Source organism: Cryomorphaceae bacterium (assembly GCA_007695365.1).
In the GTDB taxonomy this organism is placed as follows: Bacteria; Bacteroidota; Bacteroidia; order Flavobacteriales_D; family SKUL01; genus SKUL01.
This window is the reverse complement of sequence record REDV01000107.1, coordinates 23858-43739: the sequence shown is the minus strand read 5'-3', so window position 1 is coordinate 43739 and position 19882 is coordinate 23858. Positions and strand designations below refer to the sequence as shown.

The following is a 19882-nucleotide window of genomic DNA, read 5'->3' as shown; positions in this document are numbered from 1 at the left end:
CGAGTGTGACTACACCATTACGCGCATCTGGACTGCTACCGATGATTGTGGAAACACAACCCATGCCGTACAAATCATCACTGTGCAGCCTGGAGATGAAAGTGACATGCCACAGTTTGATCTTGCCAATCAGGTTGAGATTCCAGCGGTATCGCTCACAGCATTCCCCAATCCAACTGCAACCCGCACTCAGTTCACCTTTGAATTGCCCTTTGAATCTCGTGTGAGACTCGAAGTATTCAACATGGACGGAAAGCTGATGCAGGCTATCTATGAAGGTGATGCCTTTGCAAACCAGGAGTACTGGTTCCAGTACGACGTGAGCGGACTTGCAAGCGGTATCTACCTGTACAAACTCACTACCAACGAAGGTGCATACGTTGAGAAATTGATGATTGCACGCTAAGTTGTAAGTGTTAACCAATCCTATAGAAAACCCCCGTTCCTCAATGGAGCGGGGGTTTTCAATTTAATGGCAAGTCAATCTTGCGACCAGAATGGTTATCTTTGGATATGACTGTTTCAAGACTTCTCATCCTGATTGTTCTTCTCTCGTCGGCAATGGAATTGCAAGCTGCAAAATCCCAGCTGGCGCAACGCATAAGGGTGTTTATTGAAAACAAACCCGAAGGTGAGAAATACAAAATTAATGGAACCCCCCTCTACTCTTCTCAGGTGCTGCCGCGGTTTTATGCCCATCGCGCCTTTGAGCCAGCCTGGTTCAATGCTCAAGGCGAATTAAGGAAAGCAGCATATGCCATGCAAGCGTATATCGGCACGGTATGGCGACACGGACTCACTGACAAGGCTTATCACTCAGACAAACTCAACATTTTGTTTGAAAATTATCAACACAACGCGGAACCCGACACAAGTTTACTTACCATAATAGATCTTTTGCTCACAGATGCTTTCATGTTGCTCGGCTCTCACTTGCATCAAGGTAAACTACAAGCACATACCATCGAAGCCACCTGGAAAATCCAAAGAAACGCCCCGGAGCTGATGCTTGACGAAAAACTTGAGAAGGCCATTTCCATGCAGGAGGTGCCTCAGATGCTGGAAATGCTCGCACCGGGAGATTCGGCGTACCTCCTTTTGGTTCAAAAAATTGAATTCTTCAACTCGATTCTTGATGAACCTTGGGAAACCATTCGAAGTGAAAAAAAAATTGAACCAGGTGATTCGTCTGTGACCATCCTAAAAATCCGAAAGCGGCTTTACAGCCTAACGTACCATCCGGGTGACACCACTTCTCAGCAATACAATGATGAGCTGCTCAAAACAATCAAAAGATTTCAACTACACCAGGGGCTTCATCCTGACGGGGTCATCGGGCCGCGCACATTGTCATTCCTCAACAGAACACCAGAGGGTTACATCAATACCTTAAAGGCCAACATAGAACGCTACAGGTGGCTCTCCGAATTTCCGGAGAAGCGCAAAATCATTGTTAATATCGCCAATTTCAGGATTGATTTTATTGATCATGGAGACACCCTATTCAGCAGTAGGGCCATCGTAGGTAAGCACTATCGAAAGACTCCCGTTTTTAATGAAACCATGACTTATATGGTACTCAGCCCTGATTGGGTGGTACCACCAACAATTCTTCGCGTTGATGTACTGCCTCAATTGAAAAAAGGACCCGGCTATCTCAACGAAAAAAACATGCAAATCATCACGACCTCGGGGAGGCCTGTTTCTTATGAGAGTATCAACTGGTCTGAGATAACTGCAAGGAATTTCCCCTACATGGTAAGACAATTGCCCGGTGCCCAAAATGCGTTGGGAAGGGTAAAGTTTATGTTTCCCAACATCTACAATGTGTACATTCACGACACACCTTCGAGAGAACTGTTTGAGCGAGAGTCGCGTGCATTCAGTTCGGGCTGTATTCGTATTGAGCGTCCCTTGGAACTCGCCGAACTTCTCCTTTCAGATCAGCCTTCCTGGACTTCTCAGCGCATCAGAGATGTGGCGCTTTCAGGCAGAGAAACTACGGTACGTCTGAAGCAAGGAGTTGAGGTTTACCTCACCTATTTCACCGCTTGGGCCAGACCGGATGGCGTGTTGGAATTTCGGGAAGACATCTACCAACGCGACGAAGATATTGTTCGCGGACTTGCAGGGGTTCCTTCCTGGTTATAGCAGTAGGAGCTTACAAGTTATTGCCGCAGAGTATCGGAGAACTCGCCAGATACTCCTCATCGGGTGCAAAAATGTACAGGCAGACACCGTTGGCAATTTGCCTCAGTACTTCTTCGTGTCCTTGAGTTGGAATAGAGGGGCAGCCAAAACTGCGACCGAGGCGGCCGTGTTCTTCAACAAATGACGGGTCAGCATAATCCGCGGAGTGCATAACAACTGCTCTCTCGCGGGCCTTATCGTTGAAGTCTGGTTCGAGCCCATCCAGCCGTAAGGAGAGACCATGTTTGCCGTGGTAGTTCTCGGCTGTAGCATAAAAACCCAGACTCGAGGCATATGAGCCGGGGTCATTTGAAAAGCTGCGTGCCCACAAATTTCCAGAGTTACGACCATGGGCAACAAGTGAGGTATGTACAGGCTCCAGTGTAACGGGATTCAGTATCCACATTCTCTCCTTATTGGAAGGAAGGCTGAAATCTATGATGCACAGAAGGTCGTCGCGATGAATGTGCCCCGCACCAAGCAATTTAGCAAAACCCTCCAAGCCTGTATCCAAAGCCACTTCACTCAAACCTGATTCAAGAAGATGAACCCGCATTGAAGCGCGCTCCTCTGAATCAATATGAAGCGAAGTTTCACTAAAATCGCTTCGCTCTGAAAAACTCCAGGGAGTGAAAAAATGAAGAAAGGCTGTGCAAAGAAGCGTGGAGGAGATTAAAAGCAGTGTTTTCATTCTGAGTAGCGGCGGTTACAAAGATAACGACGGGCAATCTCATTTCAATACGTACGGCAGCCTAAAAAAGTTAATCAGACAACCGGGGGAGCAACCCAAACCTTGGGTTAAAGGCTTCCAATGTACTTCACAAGGTCAGCCGTTCGGGCGGCATAGCCCATCTCATTATCGTACCAGCTCACAATTTTCACGAGATTTCCGTTAACTCGTGTGAGGCCAGCATCAAAAATGGATGAATGCGTGTTTCCAATAACATCCGTTGAAACGATGGGATCTTCAGTGTACTGCAACACTCCTTTGAATCGATTTTCTGCACCTGCTTTCATTACAGAGTTTACCTCTTCAGCTGTTGTTTCCGTTTGTAAAATAGCTGTGAGGTCTGTTAAAGACCCTGTAATTGTTGGAACCCTGGTTGCCATGCCGTCCAGTTTTCCGTCAAGTTGAGGTAGCACCAGCCCAACCGCTTTTGCAGCCCCTGTGGTAGTGGGCACAATATTCAGGGCTGCAGCCCGCGCACGACGCAAATCCTTATGGGGGCCATCCTGAAGGTTTTGGCCCCCGGTATATGCGTGAATGGTATTGATATATCCCTTTTCTATTCCGAAATGCTCATCCAGCAACGCGGCAACGGGAGCAAGGCAATTGGTGGTACAGGAGGCATTGGAAATGATTCTGTGCTCATGCGTGAGCTCGTGGTGATTGATTCCGAAAACAACGGTCTTCACTCCCTCCCCTCTACCGGGGGCGCTGATTACCACTTTGCCGGCTCCTGCCTTGAGGTGCTTGCCGGCCTCCTCCTCACTTCGAAAAACGCCTGTACATTCTATCACCACATCAACGTTGAGTGCTTTCCAGGGAAGCGAAGAAGGGTCTTTCTCGCTGTATACAGGAATAGTACGTCCATCAACAACCAAATTGTTATCGTCCGCAATGACACTTCCCGGATAAGCCCCCTGACTGCTGTCATATTTGAGTAGGTGGGCCAGAGTGGCAGGGGTACTCAGGTCATTAACAGCCACCACGTGCATGGCTTCCATCTGAGAGAGTAGCCTGAGGGTCAGCCTTCCGATTCGTCCAAATCCGTTAATGGCAATTTTCATGACTCTTTGATTAAAGGATGCTTTGAATGATTCTTTCCATGCTGTAGCCTTCTGCCTCTGCCTTGTAATTTCTCACCAATCTGTGACGAAGTATGGGCAGGGCAATGTCTTGAACATCTTCAATATCCGGGCTGTATTTTCCACGGATGGCTGCCAAACATTTGGCTCCAACCACAAGGTACTGCGACGCACGTGGCCCGGCACCCCATGAGATGTATTTCTTCACGATATCGTCAGCAGCATCGGTTTCCGGGCGGGTTTTAGACGCGAGGCGAACTGCGTATTCCATCACATTGTCGGAAACGGGAATTTTGCGAATGAGGTTTTGGAAGAATACTATTTCCTGAGCATTGAGCACCGGATTGAGTGAAACTTCACGGTCACTGGTAGTAGATTTCACAACATTAAGTTCTTCCTCAAAACTTGGGTAATCAACCCAAATATTGAACATAAACCTGTCTAGCTGTGCCTCGGGAAGCGGATAGGTACCTTCCTGTTCAATGGGGTTTTGCGTAGCCAACACGAAAAAAGGCTCGGGCAATACATAGTTTTGCCCTCCTGCGGTAACCGCCTTTTCCTGCATCGCTTCGAGCAAAGCCGATTGGGTTTTGGGAGGTGTACGGTTGATCTCGTCGGCCAAAATGATATTGGCAAACAGCGGCCCTTTCACAAAGCGAAACTGTCTGTTCTCATCGAGAATTTCAGAGCCAATAATATCTGAAGGCATCAGGTCGGGTGTGAACTGAACGCGGTTGAAGGAAAGTCCGAGCGATTTGGCGATGGTATTGACCAGCAAAGTTTTGGCAAGGCCAGGCACACCCACCAACAGGCTGTGGCCACGGCTAAAAATAGAAACCACCACCCGTTCTATCACATCGTGCTGTCCAACGATAACCTTTCCGATTTCGAGGTTCAGTTCTTTGTATTTCTCAACGAAGCGATCAACCGCTTCAGCATCCGACAATTTCGTAAGCTCTTCCATTAATTTGTGGTATCTGGGATTTTTGCCCAATCGTATTCAAAAGGGCATGTGTGAAATGATTCGTCAATATCAATATAGGTGACTCGAATTCTGTTGTGGATCCACTCACTGATGGCTTCGCCACTCATCTGGCCCCGTGCCGCCTCCTGAATGATTTGGTAGTCGTCGCGGAGATTCGCCCTGTGGGGTTCTGTGCGCAACCTTAATTGAATGAGGCGATAGGCTTTTCGACCATCACGTCGTTGAAAAAAGGCCGGGTTCGAAACCTGCCCTACTTTCATGGTATCGATGGAGAGGAAAATCTGAGGGTCTAACTCACTCATCTCAAACCTACTTGATCCGGTAGATGGATTGATGATGTTTCCATTTTGATTCTTGGAATCTTCATCGTCTGAGTAACGCACCGCTGCCTGGGCGAAGGTCAATGAATCAGACATGATCAATTTGCGGATATCTTCAAGCTCGGCTTTGGCTTTCATCAGATCAGCCTGGCTTACGCGGGGCTTGAGAAGGATGTGCCGGGCGTTGTACTTTTCACCCAACTTCTCCATAACCTGCATGATGTGGAAGCCATACTGGGTTTCAAACACATCAGAAATTTCTCCTTCTGCAAGTGAAAGGGCCACAGCGTCAAATTCCGGAACGAATGTTCCTCTGCTTTGCATTCCCAACTCACCTCCCCTTACGGCCGATCCGGGGTCTTCAGAATAAAGTACCGCAATGGTTGCAAAATCCTTTTCTCCGCTGAGTATCTCTTCCCTGTATTCCCGAAGCTTGTTTCTAACTCTTCGGTTCTCATCAAAATTCTCAGGCGGATACTTCACGATATGCGCAACCTCCACCTGCGCATTGATAAAAGGCAAACTGTCTTCGGGTAGCTGGTTGAAAAACTCCCTCACCTGCGATGGAGTCACCTTCACATCCTGTGTGATGCGCTGCTGCATTTGTTGCACCACCATTTGCTTGCGGAGCACTTCAGAAAATTCTTCCTTGATTTCACTCAGCGACTTGCCATAGTACTCTTCAAGCTTTTCGCGCGAACCGATTTGCTCAATGAACACGTTCAGTCGTTTATCCATTTCCGACTGAATCTGAGCTTCGGATACTTCCACGCTATCTACCCCTCCTTGATGAAGCAGCAGCTTTTCATAGAGCAAGTCTTCCATCACACCGCAATCTGCGTCTTTGGACATTCTCATTCCTTGAGAACGCATTTGAATTTTTTGATTCTCCAGGTCCGAGCGAAGCACTATCTCATCACCCACGGTAGCAATAATCCCGTCAATCACCTTGACTTTAGATGACTGAGCAGTTCCTGACAGCCACGAAATGGCCAGAATGACAAGTATGATATTACTGCGTACGATACTCAATTTGATTGTTTTTGAGGGCAGTTTCAAAAAGATCTTGCCTCATGTTAATGATGAACTCCCTTTTACGCTTGTTCACGATAATATTCCGAATATCTTGCTTCACAAACTCCAATGGCGAAACGCCGTCTTTAAGCTGATAATCCAATATATTCAGCATGTAAAGGTAATCTCCGTCGGGCAATTTCACGAATTTGTTTCCGCGTAAAAAGTCGAGCTTATCTTCAGGTCTTATCGGAACTTGCCTCAGCAAATCATCGAGGTACAGCCAGCGCTCTTCTTCAAGAAAGCTCTTGCTGGCAAACTGTTGGCTGTAGTCAACCAGTTTAAAGTAGTCGTCGTCGGCCTCTGATTTCATCCAAGCCTCAACATCTGCAAGCTTGGGTGCATCCGAGGCAACCTTGATGTAACGAACACGCACTATGTAGTCTTTCAACTCGAAATTTCGTTGATATTCTTGATAGTATCGTGCGATTTCTGCATCAGTTACCGTGGTATCCAGTTTTTGGCGAATCAACTCTGTCTCGAACGTGTAAACGACCAATGAATTGCGGTAATCGCGAAGTTGCGCCTCAAAATTGATTCGTTGAGGTGAGAGGTTCAGCTCGGCCTGCGAAAGCACTACGTGGTCTTTCAGCCATTGAGATACATAGGCATCAGCCGCCCGTGTACTGTCTTCCGGCGATAGTCGTCTTGGCAATGCATTGACCAATTCCTCACGAGACAAATAATGGTCATCCACGCGAACCACCCAGTCAGATTTGGATTGGTCCTGCCAATCGCAAGCAAAGAGTAAAACGGGCAGCAGCAACACCAGCATCAAGTGTTGAGCCGGCACCCTCAAAAGGGTTAAATCGTAAGGGCTTTTTAAATATGGCATCAGCGAATACTCATCAGCACATCATTCTTTATTTCGATGAAGTACTTTTCCCTGAGTTCTTGAATCCACTGCCGCTCCAGATGATTTTGAAAGGCGGCGGTTACGAGGCCGCGCACCTCAGAAAGGGGCTTGGGTTCAGGCGGATGAATTTGGTGAATGTGCACAAAACCCACCTGGTTCTTGTATTCAAAGGTGTCGCTTACACCTGGTTTCCAATCAACTTTTGAGAGGTAATCATGCCTTTCGCGCTCGGCTTTAAACTCTTCCATACGCACACTGAGATCCGAAATTTTATTCAGTTTCTTGCGGATATCCTCATCACTCTTTCCTTTCCGGGCCATTTTCTGTGCCGTGGCAGCTACCCTTGCATCTGAGCAGATGTAGAAAACGCCTTCGGCACGCTCACCATATTTGTAACTCTCCTTGTTGTCTTCGTAAAATGCTTCCAGTCCGGCGGTATCGCGAACTGCACGCGTCCACACCATTAAATCGGTAAGCTCAAACAACAGGATTCCGTCGTGATATTCGCGCATCAATGCCCTGAATTCAGGATATTTCTCTTCGAGCTTGCTGTCTTCGTAATTGAAAACGGTTTCGTCCACAAACTGAGCATACATATCATTGCCAAAAGCCTCCAGCGAGGTCGCTGAACTTCTTCGCCGCGTTTGCTTCTCAGCAAGGTATTTGATAAAATCCTGTTGGGTGTATTTCTTTCCGTCCAGTTCAAAAAGCACGGCATTAAGCTTGGCTCCTTTCGACGGGTCCCAGCTTCCATAGTAAATATTGGTATCAAGCACGCTGATTACCGGCTTCAATTGACGGGGAAACTCCTTGAAGTTATACTCCTTTTTAAGCTTGTTCACAAAAGCCTTTCGGGTGATTTCCGAACGTGAATCCTTAGAAATTCGGGTTTTAAGGTCATTGCGCATTTCTTCTTTCGACGGAAGCGGCTTGTAATCCAGGCGCTTGATGATGTGCCAACCAAACCGGCTTTTGACCGGCTCACTGATCTCTCCATTCTCAGACAGCGCAAAGGCAGCATTTTCGAATTCTTCTACCATTTTACCAGCACCAAACCACGGCAGTTCGCCTCCTTTACCGGAGGTAGAGCCATCGTCGCTGTACTTCAGCGCCAGATCAGCAAAATCGCCTCCTGCCATAAGCTCTTCGTACACTTCTTTGATTTGTCTTTCGGCGCGTTTTTGTTTTTCAGGAGAATCACTATCTGAGCTCCGCATCATGATGTGGGCAGCGCGTATCTCTCCCCTGCCTGGCCGACGATCATTTACCTGCACCAGGTGGTAGCCAAAACGAGTGCGGATGGGCTGGGAGATACTTCCAACGGGGGTATTATAGGCTGCATTCTCAAAAGGGTAGACCATTTGAAGCGCGGAAAAGTAGCCCAAATTTCCGCCGTTGTCTTTCGCAGACGGGTCTTCGGAGTGTTGACGGGCAAGTTCAGCAAAATCGCTGCCGGCCATTGCTTTTTTGCGAAGGTCGGTGATTTTTTTCCACGCCTTGAGGGTATCCGATGGACTGGCATCCTGGGCCACCTGAATGAGAAGGTGGCTTGCTTTGATCTCCTCTTTTTTGCGCTGGTACGCTTCTTCCAGGAGCGATTCATTCTGGCTCTCGTCCGTCAGGTAGGGTCGCGCAAGCTGCGTGCGGTAACCGTCTAATTCACGCAAAAATTTCTGGACCGTATCCATTCCAAGCTCCTGGGCCTCCATAACTTTCAGCTTGAAGTTAATGAACAACTGCATGTACTCCCGCAATGCGTCTTCGCTTACATCTGCATCCTGATTGTTTTTGCGGAAAATGCTTTCAAACTCAGACTTTGTAACAGTATTTTCTTCAATGATAAGGATTACCGGGTCTTCCATCTGGGCAACGGTGGCTCCCATCATCCCCAGTAAACAAAACAACAGCGCCATTCTTTTCACTCTGTTTATCAAATTTCTGCGTTTCATCAGTTGAACGAATTTGGTTTTCCTTTAAATTTTTGGTTTATCGCAGGCTGTAATTCGGGGCCTCGCGGGTGATGGATACGTTGTGCGGGTGGCTTTCATTTACACCGGCCGCCGTGATACGGATAAAGCGTGATTCTTTGAGTGCCTCAATACTCGCCGCTCCGCAGTACCCCATTCCGGCCCGGAGGCCACCAATTACCTGGTACATCACTTCGTGGAGGTTGCCTTTGTACGGCACGCGACCCGATATACCTTCGGGAACGAGCTTGCTGGCATCGTCTTCTCCTGACTGGAAGTAGCGGTCTTTAGATCCTTTTTGCATGGCTTCAATGGAGCCCATTCCGCGGTAGGCCTTGAATTTTCGACCTTCGTAGATTATGGTTTCTCCGGGTGATTCCTCGACGCCTGCAAACATGGAGCCAAGCATGACGCTGTCAGCTCCGGCAGCAATTGCCTTTACGATATCGCCCGTGTAGCGAACACCTCCATCGGCAATTATAGGCACTCCTGAGCCTGCAATGGCAGCAGAAACATCCATTATGGCTGTTAGCTGCGGCACGCCCACACCAGCAATAATCCGCGTGGTACAAATAGAGCCCGGACCGATTCCCACTTTCACCGCACTTGCTCCGGAATCAACCAGGTGTTTTGCAGCATCACCGGTTGCAATATTCCCAACCACCAAATCTGTTTCAGGGTAGGAATTGTGAATTTCTTTGATCTGAGCGGCTACACTTTTGGTATGACCGTGCGCTGTGTCAATTACCAGGGCATCAACACCGGCCGCAATAAGGGCCTCCGCGCGCTGAAGCGTGTCGGCAGTAACACCTACCGCGGCGGCCACCCGCAAACGGCCGAACTGGTCTTTAGCAGAATTCGGATGTTCTTTAAGTTTGATGATATCGCGATATGTAATGAGGCCTACGAGGCGATAATCATCGTTTACAACGGGTAGTTTTTCAATTTTGTGGGCCTGGAGAATTGCCTCAGCACGCAACATATCAACGCCTTCGCCGGCGGTAATGAGCTGGCCTTTGGTCATGACGTCGGCAACCGGCTTGTTCATTTCTTTTTCGAAACGCAGGTCACGATTGGTAACGATTCCCACAAGTTTCCCGCTACCATCAACAACCGGAATTCCGCCAATGCTATTCTCGGCCATGATTTTCAGTGCGTCAGCCACAACAGCGTCGAGGTTAAGCGTGATGGGATCGAGAATCATTCCGCTCTCAGAGCGTTTTACTTTACGCACCTCCAGTGCCTGGCGCTCGACGCTCATATTTTTGTGAATCACCCCTATTCCACCCTGCTGAGCCATAGCAATGGCAAGCCGCGATTCAGTAACGGTGTCCATGGCCGCTGAAATTACCGGTGTTTTAATCCGGATGTTTCGCGTAAACCGGCTGCTTATATCCACCTCTCGCGGGTGAATTTCGGAGTACGCCGGCACCAGAAGTACATCATCGTATGTGAGGCCTTCTGTAATGATTTTGGGGTTACTAGCAGACATGCAAAATGGTGTTAAAAGAGGGTTCCGGAATGATGGCTGCAAAGGTAATAAAAGGAAGCAATGACTTGAGCTCTCAGTTAAAGGCATTCAAAAGGATTACACTCCCTTTCTTTTCGATGGTTTTTCCGTCTCCGGCCCTGAATGTAATCACGTAAACATAACTACCTTCCGGAGCAATGCCTCCTTCGTGATATCCGTTCCATCCTATATCGATGGAATTTGATTGAAACATGAGTTTTCCCCACCGGCTGAATATCTGCATTTCGTAGCGGTCAAAATCGATGTAGCCGGCTACAGGACGGAAAATATTGTTGTAGCCACCTACCACAAAAGCATTGGGAATCCAAAGCAGTGGCTCCTGCACGGCGCAGGCTATATTGGAGCGCAAGGTATCTGCCCGGTTAAATGAATTCATGTTTTCAACGGCTTCTATGTAATAGCAAAACTCTCCATGATCTTCGATAAAGGCGCTTACATCATCTTCAAAGAAGGTAACATTGCTCTGAACTGAAACAAGTGGCTCAAACGCTCCATCCCGGCCAAAAGACCTGAAGATGCGGTACTGGGATACGTTTCCGTCCCATAATTCATATCCATTCCACTGGATACGGTTTTGCTCTTCCTCACTGTCGTCAAAGGCGTTTAGTAAAATATTGCTGGATACATTACTGTATCCCTGAAAGTTTCCGCAAAAATCGGTTACTGCAACGCGGTACTCATAACGCCTGGTATCGGTGCTTACATCTTCATCCAGATAGCGATAGACTGCTTCATCCAGCGGGGAAGGCGCCATTGGCCCGAGTTCTATAAAATCGGTTTGCCCCAGGTCTCTTCGCTCCAACACATACGACATCATAAATCCGTCGGGGTCGGTAAGGACATTCACTTCTATGGTTGAGCGATTGATAACATCCACCCGATTCAGGTAAGTAAAATCGGGGAGTTCGGGATAGCTCGTGGTCAAGCATCGGCGGTTGGCATAAGCAGGTTTTTCCAATCCTGCAGATACGGCCTTTACCAGAAAACAATAATCAGAGAAAGGGTTCACCTCCACAGAGGCGGCGAGGGTATTGGGAGCCACGCTTTGCATCAGTTCGTAGGGCCCCTCGTTTTCTGAAGCGTAAATTTCATAAACCAACACGCCATTACTCCAGCCAATATAGGGGGTCCAGCTCAGGTTAACCTGTAGGTCGCATTCTTCAAAACTCGCATTCAGAAACATTGACTCGTGCGCTGCTCCGAATGATTCGTTGTTTCCGCATTCATCAAAAGCGATAATCAGGTAACGCTTTGGGCCCATAGGCTGTGTTACGTGTAAAAAGGATGTACTGTCGGCACCTGGCACCTGACCTATGGTGAGAAACTGGGCAGGGTCTGTATTATCCTGAATGATATAACCGTTGGTATCTTCCTCCGGGCTCGGGTACCAGCAAACCATCATGAAACCTGTTTCGAGATCATAGGTAATGGTTTCAATAACCGGTGGTGTTGGACCGATACCATCGGTAAGCAGATCGCCATCAATGGAGGATGTTGAAAAGCAGCCACTATTATCCTGAAGACGAACCCGGTAATTGATGATATCCGGAGGGTCATTGCAAATACCAAGAATGGTATCAATGTGAGATTCTTCGCTAAAAAACGACGAGCCAACATTTACCCACTCGCCGGGTGCATTCTCTCTAAAAACGTCGTAGATACCCACTGATGATGGCAGCATATTTTCATAAGGAGGATTCCAATCCAGAAAAGCGCGCGAATTGGTAGCTCCAGCCTGAACGTTGAGTATCATGGTTTGTATGGGAGCTGAGTCACCGGAAGTTATTTGCCCCACATTTCCGGTGCGGAGACGCAGGAAATAGGTTCGCTGTTGCAACTGAGCATTTGCACCGATGTGCAAAAAGCTGGTATTGTTGTAGTCGAAAATTTCGCCAATTTGCTCAGGGTCACCGGCGGCGTCCAGCGTAAAAACGAGATAGCTGAAAAATAGGTTACCGGGGTCATTGGGGGGCGTCCATGAAACCAATACATCGCCATTACCCTGTACATCAGCGCATCGGGGAACGGGAATTTCCTGTGCCTGAGCTATTCCGCCAAAAAGCAGAAACGTGCAGAACAAAAAATGTTTGATTGTCCGGTTTAATCGAATGCCTTGTAGTTGCATTAATGTCTCTCTCCGCATGTAAACGTCCCAGTTGGATATATATTTTGTTGACGGCATGACCCCCGATGAAGTTGCAAGTAAAACGGAGTTAAAACTTAAATCGAGGATCGATTCCTACCGACCTGGCTGCGTTTACATACTCTTCAATGATCTGATTAACGATTGTATTTGCCGGGAGAATCTCGCGCACCAGGCCGGAAATCTGACCGATTTCGAGCTCACCTTCCTCGAGATTACCTTCAAACATGCCTTTTTTGGCTCTGCCTCTTCCCAGTAATTTTGCAAGTTCTTCTTTGCTTGCACATTGAGCGTATGCAGACTGAATTTGTTGGAAAAACGGGTTTTTGATCATTCTAACAGGCGTTAGCTCTTTAAGGGTAAGCTGAGTTCCACCCTCTTCGAGTTCAGCCACCTGATTCTTAAAAGCCATATGTGCCGACGACTCTTCGCTGGCAACAAATCGAGTACCTATCTGTACGCCATCTGCTCCCAGTATCATGGCAGCCAACATCGCTCTTCCCGTTGCGATTCCACCAGCGGCTATAAGCGGACATGAAATGGCTTCTCTTACCATGGGAATGAGGCAGAGGGTGGTTGTTTCTTCACGGCCATTGTGACCACCGGCTTCAAAACCTTCGGCCACCACGGCATCTACACCACAGGCCTCGGCCTTTAGGGCAAACTTTACGCTCGATACCACGTGCACCACTTTTATGCCCTCAGCTTTAAGGATGGATGTCCAGGTTGAAGGGTTTCCCGCAGAAGAAAACACCACCGGTACCCTTTCCTCAATGATGGTTTGAATATGATCCTCGATGTTAGGATATAGCAACGGAATATTCACAGCGAAGGGCTTATTGGTAGCAGCCTTGCACTTCTTGACATGCGTTTTAAGCACATCCGGGTACATGGAACCCGATCCGATGATTCCCAGGCCTCCCGCATTGCTTACTGCACTGGCCAGTTCCCAACCCGAGCACCAAATCATACCCGCCTGAATGAGCGGATAACGAATACCAAAAAGTGATGTAATACGATTCTTTTCCATTGGCTTAACTATGGTGCGCGAAGTTAAAGAAAATTCAACCCACAAACCTTTGTGATCAGTACACATGAAGCCGTTGAAAACCTCAACCAAAAATTCTTGCAGGTTCCGGAGAAGTCCTATATTTGCTGATTGTAACCCGAAACGGAACCTTTCGTACCATTAACCACAAGAGTTGTATAGCGCTATGTTGAGAAATTTACTTTTTCTATTTACTCTTCTTCTCTTTTCAGACTTGGCACACGGTCAGTATCGCTGGGAGTTTGGAGCAAAAGCAGGAGTAGCAAACTACCTCGGTGATATTGGCGGTTACTCAGGCCCCCGTAGAGACGGTCCTGTGGATATGCGTTTCGAGCAGACCAACTGGGCGCTCGGCGCATACAGTAGATACAAGGTAAGCAGGCTCTTGTCTATTCAGGCTGAGTTCAATGCAGCAAGAATTCGCGGTGAAGATCACCTTTCATTGAATGCCGCACGTGCAGCCCGAAACCTTAGTTTTCGCAATCTTATTCTTGAGCTTTCAGCCCGTGCAGAAATCACTATTTTTCAGGATAATGACGTGGGCGGTCGTGGTTACTACAACCCTGATTTCCGTCTTTACGCTTTTGCAGGTGTTGGTGGTATCTATCACAATCCTCAGGCGCGCGACGCGGAAACAAATACCTGGCACGATTTGCGCCCCCTGAAAACGGAAGATGTGGCCTACAGTCCTTTTGCCTTCGTTATTCCAAAAGGTATTGGTCTTTACTTCACCCACAAGAAAAAGCACCGCTTTGGATGGGAGTTTGGTTGGAGAACTACTTTCACTGATTACCTTGATGACATCTCCGGAACTTACGGCAATTGGCACGAGATGGATGAACTCGCCCAGCAGTTTTCGAACCGAACCACTCCTGAACATATCGATTTTGTAAATGCCCAGGCGCAACAAGCGGGGTTACCCGGTACTGTAAACTACGGAAGCTTTGAACTGAACGGTGCCGGTGAAAACATTCACAATCCTGAAAATCCTCAGAAAAGAGGTGATGCGAGTAACAACGATAGCTACCTTTTTACACAGTTTTCATACGGATACCTGATTAAGGGTAAGAGTAATTTCTCCCGCCGTCAAAGCTCTTTCATCAAAAAGAAACGTGCTGTAGGTCGAAAAACAAGGGCGAAGTTCTAAATCAATCCGAAACGAAATTTTAATGAAGCCTCTGCCTGTGCAGGGGCTTTTTTGATTTTCTAGCTTCGCTTCAGGAACTGCCCTATTTTGGAAAGTGGCTTAAGGATGGTGGTGTAAATTCGGGGAGTCAATCCATTCACTTGCCACGCAAATCTATCCTCTCGATTAGCCTTAAGTCTGTTGGCAAGTGAAAGGTTACTCTGCCCTCCTACCCTCATGCGTACCAGTACCTCAGGAATGTACGCGCAGGTAAGTTCATGTTTGTAGAGCATTCTGAGCATCAACTCATAATCTGCTGAGGTAGTGAATCGCAAATCAAAAAAACCGTGCTCCTGATAGCATGAGCGCTTCAAAAAAAACGCGGGATGCGGCGGCATCCATCCATGCAGAAACTTTTTGCGATGGTATTGTCCTGCCCTCCAGAACCTAACAACCTTGTTGGTATTACTGCGGTCAACGTACTCCAAATCGCCATAGCAGGCAGCCACTTGCTTTTCTGTGAGGTACTGTACCACTCGCGAGAGCACAGAATTATCCCGGTACAGGTCATCGGAGTTGAGAATGGCTATCACGTCTCCTTTACAATGAGTCAACCCCTTATTCATGGCATCATAAATCCCTTGATCGGGCTCTGAAATCAGGGTCGAAATCTGATTCCTGTAGTTGTTCAGTAATTCCAATGTACCATCGGTAGAGGCTCCATCAATCACTACGTACTCCACATCCGAATAATCCTGGCCAAGCACAGACTGAACACAATCCTCGATGGTATCAACGCTGTTAAAGCATACAGTAATAACGGAAATTTTCATGGGCTCACCTCTGGGGTCATTCATGGAACGAAATTACAGCTCTGAACATTTCCCGGTGCCGATCGACGGGACCAGGGTCTTTGCTCACCTCTTGTCCCCGCTGGGCAGCGCCCCGAAGCCAGACTTTGAATCCGTCATTGTCTAAACCCGCAAAATAATCTATCGCTTTACGCCAATTGTCCATTCGCAGAGGAATGTCTTTTCCTGAATGGGATTTCTCCAGCCCTTTCCAGGGCGTTTGGTCAGATACCAACACAGGTCTGCCGGCGAGCATAGATTCGGCAATTACATGACCAAAATTCTCACCCCTTGAAGGCAAAACCAGCATGTGATGTTTTCCCAGGGCTACCGGTATTTGCGATGGTTCAATAACACCATGCACTTCAACCCGAACATTATCCGGAAATGCGTTGATGACCCGAAGGCAGCTCTTCCAGTAATTCTCATCGTAAATTGAGCCATACACTGAAAGTTGAACATTTGCACGCACATTACTCAGCGCCTCCAATAAAAAAAGCAGGTTCTTCTCGGGTGCAATACGGGCTATGCTGATTAATCGGAGCGAACCTTGGCGCTTTTCCGGCGGCTCATCGCTTAGCAGCTCGCGTTGTGCGATATTGGGAGCCACAAAAACTTTGTTGTTCGGTCCTATTTCTTTGTGAATTTCATTCTCCTCTCCTTGATGCGTTGCTTGAAAAAAAACACCCTTGTACAGACCGAAGAGCTTAGCCGTCTTCAAAAAAATGCGCTTTTTGGTTTTCTTGACTCCGATGGCGGAAGCCGCCAACATACCGCGGGCTGCAACTATTACGGGTACGTTAAGCTTTCCCGTCATTTTCCTGATTAACAGTGGATAGACCGAAAAAAATCGTGAATATAGCCCGTTGACATATATGGTGCTCCAATTTTCTGATTCCATGATTTGCCTCACGGTGCGTAAGGAAATACCCCCTTCCGGTAAATACCAAACACGCTCACCGGAAGGAAGGACTATCCATTGATTTTCGGGAATATCAGGATATGGCTCTGACTCGCAATAATCAGTATTGCGTGTTACGATGTAAAAGCTGAACTCACCGCCCAGGGCTGCAACCATGTTGGCACACGACCTGGTTGGTCCTCCAGCCCGAAAACCAGGCAAATACCAATCAATAAAAACCAAAACTTTATCAGTCATTGATTTCATTTTGGGCCAGCCATTGTTGCAGCGTCACGATGTACATAATGCGAGACCAATTGATGCCATATTGCGACTTTTCAAAATCAGACCAGAGGTTTTGAAGCCCAACCGGGTTAAAGTGCGAAGATTTACCCAGGTCGCTGAGTGAATCGCCTGCAAAATCGCGAAGGTCATTGCGCAGCCAATCCTGCCAGGGAAAGGTAAACCCCATTTTGGGTCTGTTCACAATTTCAGGCATCAGCAAGTCGCTGAAACAATCTGTTAGAAATTTTTTGGGCGAATGCGGGTACTTGAGCCTATCAGGTACACCAAGCACAAATTCAACAAGGTCATGATCTAGAAACGGCACCCTTACCTCAAGCGCGTGGGCCATGCTCATTTGATCAGTATCGCGCAGAAGCACGTTTTGCAGGTAGGTTATGGTTTCAGCAATGCTCACCTGACTTAAGAACGGAAGTTTAAACCCCGGAGTGCCGTACCCCACCTCAGCTGCAACTGCTCCGAATACTTTGTTAGCCGGAAGTTCTGGAAAATGAGCAACATCCTTTATCCGTTTGTCGGTCAGCATCAATCTACTCACCCAATAGAGGTATTCCAGGTCAAAGTAATCGGCGCTCAATACCGCTGCCATTTTCCACGATGCCAATCCGCGTTTGCGAATCTGGATCATATTACCACCCAGGTTTCGGAACCACTTTGGAAAGCTAAGCAGCCATCGTCGCTGTCTCAGGGCTTCCATACGCTTAAAGACTTCGTATCCTGCAAAAAGCTCATCACCTCCAGTGCCCGATAAGGCCATGGTTACTCCTGCCTCGCGGGTGGCACGCGATACCACAAAGGTGTTTGGGCCATCGCCGGTTGGGTTATCCATAGCGGCCAAAGCGGCCGGCAGATCTTTGAGAAATGTTGAGGGTTGAAGGATAATTTCGGTATGCTGAGTGCCATACTTTTCGGCAACCATTCTGGCATATGCGGCTTCGCTGAATTCCGATTCATCAAACGAAATGGTAAAGGTTTTAACCGGTTCCTTTTGATGTTGAGACATGAGCGCCACAATCAAACTGGAATCAATACCCCCTGAAAGAAATGCGCCGAACGGCACATCAGCAACCAGCCTGCGGGATACGGCCTGACTCAGCAATGACCGTGTTTGACTTTTATTATCCGCATCACTCAGAGAAGTGCGTTGAACACATTCCGAAATAGACCAATACTTGGTTGTGGTTGTTTCGGTATCAGCGATTTTCAAATAGTGGCCAGGCATTAACATATTTACTCCTTCCACCAATGTATCGGGCGCGTGTACGGTTTGATAGCGCATGTAATCAGCCAGGGCCGTTTTGCACAACTTTTTCTGGACCAAACCGGAGGCCAACAGTGCTCGAAGCTCAGAGGCAAACAATACCGAATGATCTTTTTCAGCATAGTACAGCGGTTTAATTCCCAACCTATCACGCACCAAAAACAGTTCTTTTTGCTCCTCATCCCAGAGCGCAAAGGCGAACATTCCGTTAAAGCGCTGGAGGGCTGCAGGCCCCCACTGGTTCCACGCTGCAATAATCACTTCCGTATCTGATTCTGTTTGAAAAGGATACTGCAGTTCAGATCTGAGCTCCCGGTAATTATAAACTTCTCCGTTGAACACCAACGTATAGCGCCCGTTGTGGGAGGTCATGGGTTGATTTGCACTCTCGTTTAGGTCAATAATGGCCAGCCTGCGATGACCAAGGGCTACCTGATCGCTCACAAAAACACCATCGGCATCAGGTCCGCGGTGTTCCATTCGGTTGTTCATAAGCCGAATAACCCGGGTGGGATCATCGATACGCTCCAGCCCAAAAATACCGCTGATGCCACACATCAGACGAGAATGTATTCTGTATTGGCAATCACCCGTTTGATACCCTCATCCAGGGGCAATAAATCACGGCCCAACAACTCTTTCATTTTGGTAATGTCGGGCATTCGTCGTTGCATATCACCTTCTTTCAAAGGGGGTTCATGTACAATCTGCGAGCCCGAGCCTGTGATGTCAAGCACCAGCTTTGCAAGATCGTAAATTGAAATTTCATTGTCGGAACCAATATTTACCACATCGTTTACAAATTTTTCATTGTAAAATGCTTCGAGACTGGCATCTACATTGTCGTCAATATAACAGAACGTACGGCGTTGGCTACCGTCACCGTAGATGGTAATATCCTCGTTGGAAAGGGCGGCTTTAATGAACTTGGAGATCACAAAGTCCTTGCTTTGCTTGATTCCGTATGTATTGAAAAATCGGAAAATGGTGTAGCTCAACCCGTATTCCTGATGGTATGAGCGCAAAAATGCCTCACCCAGGTTCTTTACGATTGCATAGGGCAATCGGGAGTTGAGAGGTGTGGTCATTTCATTTTGGGGAATTTCTACCGGCTCTCCGTACACTTCGCTTGATGAAGAGTAATATACCCTTTGTACCCCGGTGTTTTTGGAGAGTCGAAGAATGTTTCGTATCCCATCGATGTCATCGAGCACGGCTACGGGGTGATTGAGCGTGCGCTGCACACCAACCAGCGCAGCGTAGTGAAAAACATAATCAAACTTGTAGGCGTAAAAAACTCCGGAAATATCCTGAAACGAATTCACGTCACACTTAATAAAATGGATGTTTCCAAGATCGTTTTCCGGAATCTTGGCTTCGCTTCCGGTCATGAAATTGTCTACCACTACAACGTGGTTGTTTGGGTTTTGAGCCAGTTTTGCTGCCAGTTCGCTGGCGATGAATCCTGCTCCACCGGTTACCAGTATTTTGGTCATGAGGATGATTTATGTTTTGGC

The 19882-nt window shown here is 47.6% G+C and carries 16 protein-coding genes; 3 read left to right on the top strand and 13 right to left on the bottom strand.

Features of this window, described 5'->3' with window-relative positions; translation table 11 throughout:
* Both EA392_11615 and EA392_11610 read left to right on the top strand, forming a co-directional pair.
* A partial coding sequence (locus EA392_11615) for a T9SS C-terminal target domain-containing protein (GenBank protein TVR37949.1) occupies positions 1–406 on the top strand: 406 nt, incomplete at its 5' end.
* Between the two features lie 107 nt (positions 407–513).
* The gene (locus tag EA392_11610) at positions 514–2151 is read left to right on the top strand and encodes a hypothetical protein (protein ID TVR37948.1); all 1638 of its coding nucleotides are present in this window, start codon (positions 514–516) and stop codon (positions 2149–2151) included.
* Between the two features lie 10 nt (positions 2152–2161).
* Here EA392_11610 and EA392_11605 read toward each other — a convergent pair whose 3' ends face one another.
* From EA392_11605 to EA392_11565, 9 genes are all read right to left on the bottom strand, one after another.
* The gene (locus tag EA392_11605; protein TVR37953.1) at positions 2162–2746 is read right to left on the bottom strand and encodes a hypothetical protein; all 585 of its coding nucleotides are present in this window, start codon (positions 2744–2746) and stop codon (positions 2162–2164) included.
* A 242-nt stretch (positions 2747–2988) separates the two neighbouring features.
* Entirely contained in the window at positions 2989–3981 is a 993-nt protein-coding gene (gene gap, locus EA392_11600) for a type I glyceraldehyde-3-phosphate dehydrogenase (GenBank protein TVR37947.1), read from the bottom strand.
* A gap of 10 nt (positions 3982–3991) precedes the next feature.
* Complete coding sequence (locus EA392_11595; GenBank protein ID TVR37946.1) at positions 3992–4963, bottom strand: AAA family ATPase; 972 nt, start codon at positions 4961–4963, stop codon at positions 3992–3994.
* Positions 4963–6336 (bottom strand): peptidylprolyl isomerase, encoded by a 1374-nt coding sequence (locus EA392_11590; GenBank protein ID TVR37945.1) that lies wholly within the window; start codon positions 6334–6336, stop codon positions 4963–4965. The genes EA392_11595 and EA392_11590 overlap by 1 nt, the downstream gene beginning before the upstream one ends.
* Positions 6317–7213, bottom strand: coding sequence for a peptidyl-prolyl cis-trans isomerase (locus EA392_11585; GenBank protein TVR37944.1), 897 nt, complete (start codon positions 7211–7213; stop codon positions 6317–6319). Before EA392_11585 ends, EA392_11590 begins: the two co-directional genes overlap by 20 nt.
* Positions 7213–9183, bottom strand: a complete 1971-nt coding sequence (locus EA392_11580) for a hypothetical protein (protein TVR37943.1) — start codon at positions 9181–9183, stop codon at positions 7213–7215. Before EA392_11580 ends, EA392_11585 begins: the two co-directional genes overlap by 1 nt.
* Before the next feature lie 37 nt (positions 9184–9220).
* On the bottom strand, positions 9221–10693 hold the full coding sequence (guaB, locus tag EA392_11575; GenBank protein ID TVR37942.1) for an IMP dehydrogenase: 1473 nt from the start codon (positions 10691–10693) through the stop codon (positions 9221–9223).
* A gap of 73 nt (positions 10694–10766) precedes the next feature.
* The gene (locus tag EA392_11570) at positions 10767–12914 is read right to left on the bottom strand and encodes a gliding motility-associated C-terminal domain-containing protein (GenBank protein ID TVR37941.1); all 2148 of its coding nucleotides are present in this window, start codon (positions 12912–12914) and stop codon (positions 10767–10769) included.
* A gap of 31 nt (positions 12915–12945) precedes the next feature.
* The gene (locus tag EA392_11565) at positions 12946–13905 is read right to left on the bottom strand and encodes a nitronate monooxygenase (protein ID TVR37952.1); all 960 of its coding nucleotides are present in this window, start codon (positions 13903–13905) and stop codon (positions 12946–12948) included.
* A 232-nt stretch (positions 13906–14137) separates the two neighbouring features.
* Here EA392_11565 and EA392_11560 point away from each other — a divergent pair, with 232 nt between their 5' ends.
* Positions 14138–15070, top strand: coding sequence for a hypothetical protein (locus tag EA392_11560; GenBank protein ID TVR37940.1), 933 nt, complete (start codon positions 14138–14140; stop codon positions 15068–15070).
* Between the two features lie 59 nt (positions 15071–15129).
* On the opposite strand, the gene EA392_11555 is transcribed toward EA392_11560, so the two are convergent.
* From EA392_11555 to EA392_11540, 4 genes are read right to left on the bottom strand one after another with little or no spacing between them, the layout of a single operon-like run.
* On the bottom strand, positions 15130–15882 hold the full coding sequence (locus EA392_11555) for a glycosyltransferase (protein TVR37951.1): 753 nt from the start codon (positions 15880–15882) through the stop codon (positions 15130–15132).
* 16 nt (positions 15883–15898) lie between these two features.
* Entirely contained in the window at positions 15899–17068 is a 1170-nt protein-coding gene (locus EA392_11550) for a glycosyltransferase (GenBank protein TVR37939.1), read from the bottom strand.
* On the bottom strand, positions 17052–18923 hold the full coding sequence (gene asnB, locus EA392_11545; protein TVR37938.1) for an asparagine synthase (glutamine-hydrolyzing): 1872 nt from the start codon (positions 18921–18923) through the stop codon (positions 17052–17054). Before asnB ends, EA392_11550 begins: the two co-directional genes overlap by 17 nt.
* Entirely contained in the window at positions 18923–19861 is a 939-nt protein-coding gene (locus EA392_11540) for an NAD-dependent epimerase/dehydratase family protein (GenBank protein ID TVR37937.1), read from the bottom strand. The genes asnB and EA392_11540 overlap by 1 nt, the downstream gene beginning before the upstream one ends.
* Positions 19862–19882: the final 21 nt, after the last annotated feature.

Bases quoted from the DNA above. Each gene is read 5' to 3' on its own strand.
- EA392_11610 (TVR37948.1), top strand. From the start codon at position 514: ATGACTGTTTCAAGACTTCTCATCCTGATTGTTCTTCTCTCGTCGGCA.
- EA392_11605 (TVR37953.1), bottom strand. From the start codon at position 2,746: ATGCGGGTTCATCTTCTTGAATCAGGTTTGAGTGAAGTGGCTTTGGAT.
- gap (TVR37947.1), bottom strand. From the start codon at position 3,981: ATGAAAATTGCCATTAACGGATTTGGACGAATCGGAAGGCTGACCCTC.
- EA392_11595 (TVR37946.1), bottom strand. From the start codon at position 4,963: ATGGAAGAGCTTACGAAATTGTCGGATGCTGAAGCGGTTGATCGCTTC.
- EA392_11585 (TVR37944.1), bottom strand. From the start codon at position 7,213: ATGCCATATTTAAAAAGCCCTTACGATTTAACCCTTTTGAGGGTGCCG.
- EA392_11580 (TVR37943.1), bottom strand. From the start codon at position 9,183: ATGAAACGCAGAAATTTGATAAACAGAGTGAAAAGAATGGCGCTGTTG.
- guaB (TVR37942.1), bottom strand. From the start codon at position 10,693: ATGTCTGCTAGTAACCCCAAAATCATTACAGAAGGCCTCACATACGAT.
- EA392_11570 (TVR37941.1), bottom strand. From the start codon at position 12,914: ATGCCGTCAACAAAATATATATCCAACTGGGACGTTTACATGCGGAGA.
- EA392_11565 (TVR37952.1), bottom strand. From the start codon at position 13,905: ATGGAAAAGAATCGTATTACATCACTTTTTGGTATTCGTTATCCGCTC.
- EA392_11555 (TVR37951.1), bottom strand. From the start codon at position 15,882: ATGAAAATTTCCGTTATTACTGTATGCTTTAACAGCGTTGATACCATC.
- EA392_11550 (TVR37939.1), bottom strand. From the start codon at position 17,068: ATGAAATCAATGACTGATAAAGTTTTGGTTTTTATTGATTGGTATTTG.
- asnB (TVR37938.1), bottom strand. From the start codon at position 18,923: ATGTGTGGCATCAGCGGTATTTTTGGGCTGGAGCGTATCGATGATCCC.
- EA392_11540 (TVR37937.1), bottom strand. From the start codon at position 19,861: ATGACCAAAATACTGGTAACCGGTGGAGCAGGATTCATCGCCAGCGAA.